A 3,180-nucleotide genomic window follows, 5' to 3' on the forward strand; every position below is an offset into this window, starting at 1 on the left:
CTCGCCATCAATGCGGCAACGCCCATTGTCGGCAAATGGATTGCCGCCCTTGGTTGCGTCGTGCTCATGCTTTTCATTTCGTGGGCGATCTGGCGCACCTGCGAACGACCGGTACAGCGGTTGCTCAGGTTCTGGCTCGGCCGTGTGGTCGATGCCGGACGAACGCGGTTTCATCGCCCCTCTGCCGGCGCACAGCCCGCCGAATGAAGAAGGGCGCCTCGCGGCGCCCCTCCGTCTCATGTCTCGCGCTGGTTATTTCGGCAGCTTGTCGTCGACGCCCTTCACATAAAAATTCATGCCGAGCAGCGTGCCGTCGTCGGCGACTTCGCCGTCCTTCAGCCACGGCGTGCCGTCCTGCTTGGCGATCGGTCCCGTGAAGGGGTTCCAGCCGTCGACGATCTTCTTTTCGGTGGCCTGCGCCATCGCTTTCACGTCGTCGGGCATGTTGGTGTAAGCGGACATCTTGACGGCACCGTCCTTGATGCCGAGCCAGACATTGCCAGGCTTCCACGTGCCGTCGAGGGCTGCCTGGACCCGGCTGATGTAATAGGGACCCCAATCATCGGTGATCGAAGTCAGCTGCGCCTTGGGCGCGAACTTGATCATGTCCGAAGACTGGCCAAAGCCCTTCAGGCCCCGCTCTTCGGCCACTTGCAGGGCAGCAGTCGAATCGGTGTGCTGGACGATGATGTCGGCCCCCTGGTCGAACAGCGCCTTGGCGGCGTCGGCTTCTTTGCCCGGATCGAACCATGTATTCACCCAGACGATCTTTGCCTTGAAGTTCGGGTTGATCGACTGGGCGCCGAGCATGAAGGAGTTGATGCCCATCACCACTTCCGGGATCGGGAAGGAAACGATGTAGCCGGCCACGCCGGCCTTCGATTCCTTGGCGGCGATCTGGCCGAGAATGTAGCGGCCTTCATAGAAGCGGGCATTGTAGATGCCAAGATTGTCCGATGTCTTGTAGCCGGTGGCGTGCTCGAACATCACCTTGGGAAATTTCTTGGCGACCTTCACTTCCGGGTCCATGAAGCCGAAGGAGGTGCCGAAGATGAGCTTGCAGCCTTCGCGCGCCAGGCGCTCGAAAGCGCGGTCGGCGTCGGGACCTTCCGAGACGTTTTCGAGATAGGCTGTTTCGACCTTGTCACCGAGCGCCTTCTCCACATCGAGACGGCCCTGGTCGTGCTGGTAGGAGTAGCCGAAGTCGCCGATCGGGCCGGTGTAGACCCAGCATGCCTTCAGCTTGTCCGCAGCTTCCGCCGTCACTGCCAGCGACATGGCGGCGGTCGTGGTCATCAGGGCAATAAGCAGTTTTTTCATTGTGTTACCTCTCTGAGTTAAGCCTTGGAGCTTCCCGTTTGTTTTTATTGTCAACGATCCGGAACGAATGGCTGCCCCAAGGAAGCCGGCGTGTTCATCATCGTCAGACGCTTGTTGCGCGAGATTAGAACGAGAACCACGATGGTTGCCAGATAGGGCAGCGAAGAAAGGAACTGTGAAGGCACTGGAATGCCAAAAGCCTGTGCATGAAGCTGGCCGATCCACACCGCGCCGAAGATGTAGGCGCCGGCCAGCACCCGCCATGGCCGCCAGGAGGCGAACACCACCAGCGCCAGCGCGATCCAGCCGCGGCCGGCGCTCATGTTCTCGACCCATTGCGGCGTGTAGACCAGCGACAGATGGCCGCCGGCAAGCCCGGCACAGGCGCCGCCGAAGATCACCGCGAGATAGCGATAGCGGATGACCTGGATGCCAAGCGCATGGGCCGAGGTGTGGCTGTCGCCGATCGAGCGCAGCGTCAGTCCGGTCCTTGTCTTGAACAGGAACCACATGACGGCCGCGGTGAGCGCGATCGAAATGTAGAAGATCGGGTCCTGACCGAACAGCAGCCTGCCGACGACAGGCATTTCCGTCAGACCGGGAATGTAGAGGTTGGGCAGCCTTTCGCCGGGTTGGCCGACAAAGCTGGTGCCCATCATGCCGGACAGGCCAAGGCCGAGCAGCGTCAGCGACAGGCCGGTCGCCACCTGGTTGGTGGCCAGCGACAGCGTCATGACGGCAAACAGCAGCGAGAACACCGCGCCCATGGCGATTGCCGCCAAAAGGCCGATCCAGGGCGAGCCGGTGAGATAGGTCGCGCCGAATCCGCCGACAGCGCCCATGATCATCATGCCCTCGACGCCGAGATTGAGCACGCCGGAGCGCTCGACCACCAGTTCGCCGATTGCCGCGATCAACAGGGGCGTTGCCGCCGTGGCGATGGTCAGAAGGATGTTTACGGTGATGTCCATCAACGGGCTTCCTTCAACTTTGGCGCGGCTTCGAGTTTCGCGGCACCTTCCGGCTTGGTCAGCGCCAGGCCGACCAGGCGAATGCGGTAGTGGATGAGCGTGTCGCAGCCGAGCACGAAGAACAGCAGCATGCCCTGGAACACCCGCGCCACCTTGTCGGAGATGCCGAGCGCGCTCTGCACCGCTTCGCCGCCGAGATAGGTCAGCGCCAGCACCAGACCGGCGGCAACGATGCCGAGCGGGTTGAGGCGGCCAAGGAAAGCCACGATGATGGCGGTGAAGCCATAGCCGGGCGAAATGACAGGCTGCAGTTGCCCGATAGCGCCCGAGACCTCGGAGATGCCGGCGAGACCCGCCAGAGCGCCTGACAGCAGGAAAGCAAAAAAGACCATGCGGTTGAGGCCGAAGCCGGCGAAGCGCCCTGCCCGCGGGCTTGAGCCCAGCACGCGCACCTCAAAACCTTTCAGCATGCGGCTCATCAGGATCCAGACCAGCACCGCGGCGACCAATGCGAAGACAAAACCCCAGTTTGCCCGTCCGGCATCCGGCATCAGCTCCGGCAACACGGCCGAATCGTTGAACTGGATGGTCTGCGGGAAACCATGGCCCTGCGGATCGCGCCAGGGTCCGCGCACCAGCCAATCAAGGAAGAGCTGCGCGACGTAGACCAGCATCAGGCTGGTCAGGATTTCGTTGGTGCCGAAGCGAGTCTTGAGCAGAGCCGGGATCGCGGCATAGGCCGCGCCGCCGACCATGCCGAGCAACAGCATCAGCGGCAGCACCAGCGGACCTTCGAACTGCGGAAACAGCACGGGAATCATCGAACCGGCAATGCCGCCGAGGATGAACTGGCCTTCGGCGCCGATGTTCCAGATGTTGGCCTTGTAGG

The 3,180-nt window shown here is 62.3% G+C and carries 3 protein-coding genes; all 3 read right to left on the bottom strand.

All coding sequences use genetic code 11. The features are described from left to right. Nucleotides 1–252 precede the first annotated feature (252 nt). Nucleotides 253–1,320: a BMP family ABC transporter substrate-binding protein gene (locus tag EN984_RS27960; RefSeq protein WP_127268998.1), complete on the bottom strand. Its 1,068-nt coding sequence runs from the start codon at nucleotides 1,318–1,320 to the stop codon at nucleotides 253–255. A 50-nt stretch (nucleotides 1,321–1,370) separates the two neighbouring features. Further along, nucleotides 1,371–2,291 (bottom strand): ABC transporter permease, encoded by a 921-nt coding sequence (locus EN984_RS27965; RefSeq protein WP_127268999.1) that lies wholly within the window; start codon nucleotides 2,289–2,291, stop codon nucleotides 1,371–1,373. Then, nucleotides 2,291–3,180: ABC transporter permease (locus EN984_RS27970; RefSeq protein ID WP_164765695.1), on the bottom strand; the 890-nt coding region annotated here is incomplete at its 5' end. The genes EN984_RS27965 and EN984_RS27970, both read right to left, overlap by 1 nt.

Origin of the sequence: Mesorhizobium sp. M7A.F.Ca.CA.004.12.1.1 (genome assembly GCF_003997835.1) — a bacterium.
Taxonomy (GTDB): domain Bacteria; phylum Pseudomonadota; class Alphaproteobacteria; order Rhizobiales; family Rhizobiaceae; genus Mesorhizobium.

Excerpts from the sequence above, each read along its gene's own strand:
- EN984_RS27960 (WP_127268998.1), bottom strand. The coding sequence starts at position 1,320 with ATGAAAAAACTGCTTATTGCCCTGATGACCACGACCGCCGCCATGTCG.
- EN984_RS27965 (WP_127268999.1), bottom strand. The coding sequence starts at position 2,291 with ATGGACATCACCGTAAACATCCTTCTGACCATCGCCACGGCGGCAACG.